We start from the raw sequence: 211 nt of genomic DNA, 5'->3' as shown, positions 1-211 counted from the left end.
AGAACAAGCAGGCGTTCACAACTACACAGTAGAAGAAGTTAAAGGCTCAGACGCAACCGTTACCTACGATACTATGAAAGCGAATGTAACAGTTACAGTGAAACACGATGGAACAGCTAAAGTTCTTATCGCGACTGTAGGCGACATTGCGGATAAAGAATTTAACAACCGTGTAACTCCACCAGAAGAGCCTAAGTTCCAACCAGAGAAA

At 43.1% G+C, this 211-nt stretch carries 1 protein-coding gene; it reads left to right on the top strand.

The features are described 5' to 3' along the window. Positions 1-211, top strand: a 211-nt coding sequence (locus HMPREF2728_RS08650) for a Spy0128 family protein (RefSeq protein WP_148130301.1), incomplete at both ends; no start/stop codon positions are given.

The organism is Streptococcus sp. HMSC061D10, assembly GCF_001808865.1.
GTDB lineage: Bacteria > Bacillota > Bacilli > Lactobacillales > Streptococcaceae > Streptococcus.
Note: the sequence above shows the minus strand (reverse complement) of the source record. Positions and strands in the feature narration are given on the sequence as shown.